The organism is Spirillospora sp. NPDC049652, from assembly GCF_040675125.1.
In the GTDB taxonomy this organism is placed as follows: Bacteria; Actinomycetota; Actinomycetes; order Streptosporangiales; family Streptosporangiaceae; genus Spirillospora.
This window is the reverse complement of sequence record NZ_JBFAOF010000495.1, coordinates 1-5,320: the sequence shown is the minus strand read 5'-3', so window position 1 is coordinate 5,320 and position 5,320 is coordinate 1. Positions and strand designations below refer to the sequence as shown.

General features: G+C 72.7%; 7 protein-coding genes. 4 read left to right on the top strand and 3 right to left on the bottom strand.

Annotated features, from left to right (window positions below; genetic code table 11):
• Nucleotides 1-80 precede the first annotated feature (80 nt).
• On the bottom strand, nt 81-1,046 hold the full coding sequence (locus AB0J52_RS26105) for a pirin family protein (RefSeq protein ID WP_500184911.1): 966 nt from the start codon (nt 1,044-1,046) through the stop codon (nt 81-83).
• A 282-nt stretch (nt 1,047-1,328) separates the two neighbouring features.
• Nucleotides 1,329-1,811 (bottom strand): DUF4267 domain-containing protein, encoded by a 483-nt coding sequence (locus tag AB0J52_RS26100; protein ID WP_500184910.1) that lies wholly within the window; start codon nt 1,809-1,811, stop codon nt 1,329-1,331.
• 92 nt (nt 1,812-1,903) lie between these two features.
• Here AB0J52_RS26100 and AB0J52_RS26095 point away from each other — a divergent pair, with 92 nt between their 5' ends.
• From AB0J52_RS26095 to AB0J52_RS26085, 3 genes are all read left to right on the top strand, one after another.
• Nucleotides 1,904-2,479: a TetR/AcrR family transcriptional regulator gene (locus AB0J52_RS26095; RefSeq protein ID WP_500184909.1), complete on the top strand. Its 576-nt coding sequence runs from the start codon at nt 1,904-1,906 to the stop codon at nt 2,477-2,479.
• A 68-nt stretch (nt 2,480-2,547) separates the two neighbouring features.
• Nucleotides 2,548-3,198, top strand: coding sequence for a LysE family translocator (locus tag AB0J52_RS26090; protein WP_500184908.1), 651 nt, complete (start codon nt 2,548-2,550; stop codon nt 3,196-3,198).
• Nucleotides 3,199-3,477: 279 nt separating this feature from the next.
• Nucleotides 3,478-4,023, top strand: coding sequence for a hypothetical protein (locus AB0J52_RS26085; RefSeq protein WP_500184907.1), 546 nt, complete (start codon nt 3,478-3,480; stop codon nt 4,021-4,023).
• Nucleotides 4,024-4,029: 6 nt separating this feature from the next.
• Here the strand turns inward: AB0J52_RS26085 and AB0J52_RS26080 are convergent, their stop codons facing one another.
• Nucleotides 4,030-5,004, bottom strand: coding sequence for a quinone oxidoreductase family protein (locus tag AB0J52_RS26080; protein ID WP_500184905.1), 975 nt, complete (start codon nt 5,002-5,004; stop codon nt 4,030-4,032).
• Between the two features lie 108 nt (nt 5,005-5,112).
• On the opposite strand from AB0J52_RS26080, the gene AB0J52_RS26075 reads away from it, so the two are divergent.
• The coding region (locus AB0J52_RS26075; protein WP_500184904.1) for a helix-turn-helix domain-containing protein at nt 5,113-5,320 on the top strand (208 nt) is incomplete at its 3' end.

Genomic DNA, 5,320 nt, shown 5'->3' with positions numbered 1-5,320 from the left:
CGCGGCGCGCGGTCGGCCGCCGCGCCGGCCCATCCAACGTGCTTCCGGGCGAGCGGCGACGGCCGGTTCGGTCAGGGAGGTCAGCGGACGCGGCCCCGCGGCTTGAGGGGCAGGTCGGGCAGCGCCGGCGCGGGAGTGCGGTCGCCCGCGTAACCGTGGATGGTGCCGAAGCGGTCGCCGTCCATCCAGTCGGCGCGTGCCCGGTTGATCTCCTCGCCGGTCCGGCCGACGAAGTTCCACCACATCACGAGGCGCTCCTCGAACGGTTCGCCGCCGAGCAGCATCAGCGAGCCGCCGCCGTCGGCGCGCACGGGCAGCTCACGGCGACCGCAACCGAGGTAGAGCATCGAGCCCGGGTCCAGCGGCACGTCGTCCACGACCGTGCGTCCCCGCATGGTCAGGACGGCGTACTCGAAGTCGGGCTCCAGCGGGAGGCGCACGTCGGCGCCGTCCGCCACCTCGATGTCCGCGCCGACGATGGGGGTGAACGCGCGACCGGGCGAGGCGGCGCCGTCCAGCTCACCCAGCAGCACCGTCCCCTGGAAACCGGGGCCGGTCACCACCGGAAGGTCCGCATGGAACTCCCAGCTCGGATCCGTGTGGCGCACCTCGTCCGGCAGCGCCACCCACAGCTGCGCGCCGTGCAGCAGGCGGCCGTGCTCGCGCGGCGACTCCTCCGAATGGGAGATGGCGCGTCCCGACGTCATCAACCCGAGCTGGCGCGGCCGGACGGTCTGGAGACTGCCCAGGCTGTCGCGGTGCAGCACCTCGCCGGCGTGCAGCCAGCTCACGGTCTGCAGCCCCATGTGCGGGTGGGGCGGCACCTGCATGCCCGGCTCCCGCGCGATGTCGTCCGGCCCGTAGTTGTCCACGAAGCACCACGCGCCGACCATCCGCCGTCCGAGCGTGGGCAGCAGCCGGCGCACCTCGGTGCCCGCGCCGAGCGACATGATCCGGGGCTTCAGCAACTCCCGCACCGGCCGTCCCGCCACATCGTCCCGTCCCCCGCACGCCACGGCCTCGGGACGCGTCTGAAGATCACTCACTCGTACCTCTTCCTCTCCCGACCAGAGTGCCATCCGTCCAGGTCACCCCCACCACCAAGCCCACCTCCTTTCGTCCCGCACGCGCACCCCCTGGTCTCAGAGGGCGCTACCTGCGGCACAAGCCGGCAATGCGGCAGGACGCGTGGTGGGTGGTGCTCAGATGCGCGTGAGTCGGGAAACCGTCTGGGTGGTGGCGCGGTGGGGGAACGCAATGCGCCCCGCATGAGGTGGGCGGGGCGGAGGTGCGGGCGGGGGCCGGGAGAGCGGGTGGTGGCTCGAGGGTCAGGCGGTGGGGGTGGTGGTGCTTGAGCTGCGGATGAACTGGCAGACGACGCCGACGGCCATGAGGGCGGCGGCGGAGCCGTGGACCGCGAGGGCGTAGCCGACCGTGCCGCCGTGGGTCATGACGGCGAACATGTCGCCGAGCGGGACGAGCAGGTCGAACAGCATCATCCAGGCCAGGGCGCGGTGCTGGCGGAGAGCTAGGAGGGCGAAGACCCCGCCTCCGAGGGCGAGGTCGCGGACGCCCTTGACGTCGAAGTAGCCGGTGGCCTCGCCCGTCGGCCAGGGCTTGATGCCGAACCCGTCCGCGGCGTGCGGGTTGAGCAGGAAGTTGAGCCCGAAGTAGGTGACCAGCAGGGCGGTGATGATCGCGATGGCGGTGGCCGTGCGGGCGATCACGCGTCCCGAGGCGGGCGCGCCGGCCTGAGCGGAGGGCTTGGCGGGGGACTTGGCGGAGGAAGCGGCGGCGACGGTGGCGTTCATGACGACTCCTGGACGAGATCTAGCGTTGCTAGGAACAAGAGCGACGCTAGCACTAGCGGCGCTCCAATGTCTAGCAGTGCTAGGGTCGGGTCATGTCCGTACAAGAGCGCCGCGAACGCGAGCGAGCCGACCGCCGCCGACTGATCGTCCGGACGGCGCGGGAACTCGCCGAGGCCGAGGGGTGGGACGCCGTCACCACCCGCCGTCTGTCCGAACTCGTCCAGTACAGCCAACCCGTCCTGTACAGCCACTTCAAGGGGAAGGCCGCGATCGTCGCTGCCGTGGCGGTCGAGGGCATCACCGACCTGGCCGCCGAGCTGCGCGCCGCGCGCGAGAAGGCGGCGGACGAGATCGCCGCGCTGCACGCCGTCGCGCGCGCGTACCTGGACTTCGCCGCAGCCCATCCGGCCGCCTACGACGCGATGTTCGTCCAGCCGATCGACGTCACGTTCGGGACGGGCGAGTCGCCGCAGGCCCTCCGCGACGCGTTCCAGGAGTTCGAGACCGTGTTGAGGCCGTTCGCCGGGAAGGGCGATCCGGAGACGTTCGCCGAGCTCGGCTGGAGCTGGCTGCACGGCCTCGCCACGCTGACCAAAGGGAGACGGCTGCGTCCCGACCACGCGGACGCCCGCCTCGCCCTGCTGGTCGACGCGCTCACTCGCAGCTGAGGCCGTCGGCCTTCTACCGTGGCCGAAATGGGGTTGATCCGGAGCCGTATCTCAACGAGGGTGCTTAGATGGTCGATTTTTCCCTGTACGCGGCTTTCCTCGGTGCGGCGCTCGCGCTGTGCCTCATCCCCGGCCCGGACATGATGTTCATCGTCGCCATGGGCGGCCGCGGCGGACCGGCCACCGGCGCGCTGGCGGCCGCGGGCGTGGCCACCGGCGCGCTGGTCCACGCGATCGCGGCCATGCTCGGCCTGTCGGCGCTGTTCGCGGCCCTGCCCACGCTGTACCACGTGCTGCGCTGGGCGGGCGCGGCCTACCTGGTCTTCCTCGCGATCAAGGCATTCCGCGAGCGCGCCGCGGGGCCGGCCGCGGAGGGCGACGAGGGCGCGGGCCGGGTCGCGGGTCCCGGTCGCCGGCGGGCCTTCTGGCAGGGCATGGTGACGAACCTGCTCAACCCGAAGGTCATCCTGTTCAACATCGCGTTCCTGCCCCAGTTCGTGAACCCGGGCCTCGGGCACCCGATGCTCCAGTTCATGATCCTCGGCGTGACGCTCGTGCTGATCGGGCTCGCCGTGGACGGCACGGTCGGGGTGCTCTCCGGCCGCCTCGCCGCAGCGCTCCGGCGCAGCCGCCGGGCCGCCCGCGCGCTCAACGTCTTCGGCGGCGTGGTCTTCACGGGCCTTGCCGCCCGGCTCATCCTCGCCCCCGACGGCCGCTGAGCCCCCACTTCCCTCCCAAGACGCCGCTCACCGGAGACCCACACCGACGACCACCGCGGCAGCAGCAGCCAGACGATCGCAGTCGCCGCTGCCGCTGCCTCCGCGGGGACGTGGCGTGGCGGCGCGGTAGGCGGTCGCCCGGCGGCTGCGGACGCGCCATGTCGCCGTGGGAGGCACGCGCGGCGCGTTCCGCGGTTTTAATGGAAGTCGGGAGGGTCGATGAGCGGTACGGCATCGGGCGGACGCTCCGGAGGGGCGGGCGGTCCGGTCGTGCTCCGGATGGTTCTGGAAACCGGTATCGCCGAGTTCACGGACGTGGACGATCTCGACGGCGAGGCCCTCACCGCGCACATCCGGTGTCACCTCGATGCCGCAGATGTCCTCCCCCGGCTTCGCGGAGAGCACGGCGAGGGAGGCTGTCCGGACGTTCTGGACGAGATCCCCGCGCTGTCCGGCGGCTTCGCGCTCGACCTGGACGGCCACCGCATCGCCTCCCCCGGATGCTGCTCTGACCTGGGTGTTCTCGGGGATTGGCGGGAGGCGGCCGAGCACCGCGCCGCCACTGCGGCGATGCTCTGGACCGGACATCCGTGGCTGCTCGTCGCGGCGGAGGGCGACGACCGCCTCGCGCTCTCCGGCCCGACCGAACGCAACCACGGCCCCGCCGAGCACCTGCTGACCGTCCCGCGCGCCGCCCTGCGTTCGGCGGTCGAGGCGGCCGAAACCGAACGCGCGCGGTTCGCCCGCCAGGTCACCGCCGTCTGCGCCGGCCTGGCCGGAGAGCCGCTCGCCGCCCCGCTGGCAGGCGTGCTCCTCGCCGACTGAGCCGGGTCACGGCTCCAGGACGAGCCGCCCCAGAACAGCACGCTCTTCCAGGAGCCGATGCGCGCGGACCGGTTCGTCCAGGGGCACGCGCTCGCCGATCACGCCGCGCAGCTTGCCGGACCGCAGCAGCCCGGCGAGCTCCTCCAGGTCGGCGCGGGCCTGCTCAGGGTCGGCGAGACGGTACGCCAGGATGGCGAAGCCGATCACGCTCCGCAGCGCGTAGACGCTGGTCACGGGCACGCTGGTCATATCCCCGGCGGACGCGCCGTAGACCACGAGCCGTCCGAACGGTGCGAGCAGGCCGAGCGCGCGGTGCAGCGTGTCCCCGCCGATCGCGTCCAAGGCCAGGTGGACGCCCTCGGGCGCGGCGGCCTTGACCTGCTCGTCCCAGTCCGGCGCGGTATGGTCGATCACGATGTCCGCGCCGAGCTCGGCCAGCAGCTTCCGCTTCGCGTCCGACCCGGCCGTCGCGATCACCGTCCCGGCCCCGCGCAGCCGGGCGAGTTGCACGGCGAGGTGTCCGATCGTGCCCGCGCCCGCCGTGACCAGCACCGTCTCCCCCGCCGCGATCCGCCCGACGCGCAGGCAGCCCGAGGCGACCGCGCCGGCGAGCGGGAGCAGGCTGGCGGTCGCGGCGTCCAGATCGTCCGGTACCGGGACGAGCCAGGCCGCGTCCGCGACCACCCGGTCGGCCCAGGCGTCCGTCGCGACGGCGGCGACGCGGGTTCCGGTCAGGCCGGGATCGACATCCGCTCCGGTCCGTTCGACCGTCCCGACGACGTCTCCGGTCAGCGTTCCCGGCAGCTCCCGGTACCAGAGGGACCCCGGGTCGGTCTCCCGCCTGAGCTGGACGTCCACATAGTTCGTGCCGATCACCTCGGGACGGACGAGCACCTCCCCCGGGCCGGGCTCCGGGACCTCGCCCTCCTCCACCACCAGCACTTCCGGACCGCCGTGGGCGTGGTAACGCACGTGTCGCATGCCGCCTCCTCCGGACGCCTCTACCGGGCCGCCCGATAAACTGGACCATCGGTCAACATGACCGTACTTGACCGTCGGTCAACTTGTCTACGGGAGGATGTCCGCCGCATGCCTGCAGAACGTGCCGACGCGGCCCGCAACCGGCGCGCGATCCTGGCCGCCACCGAGCGGCTGCTCGCCGCGCGCCCGCCCCAGGAGATCTCGATGGAGCAGGTCGCCACCGAGGCCGGCGTCGCGAAGGGCACGGTGTTCCACCGGTTCGGCAACCGCGCCGGGCTGATGCTGGCGCTCATGGTCGAGCGCGTGCGCGCGCTCG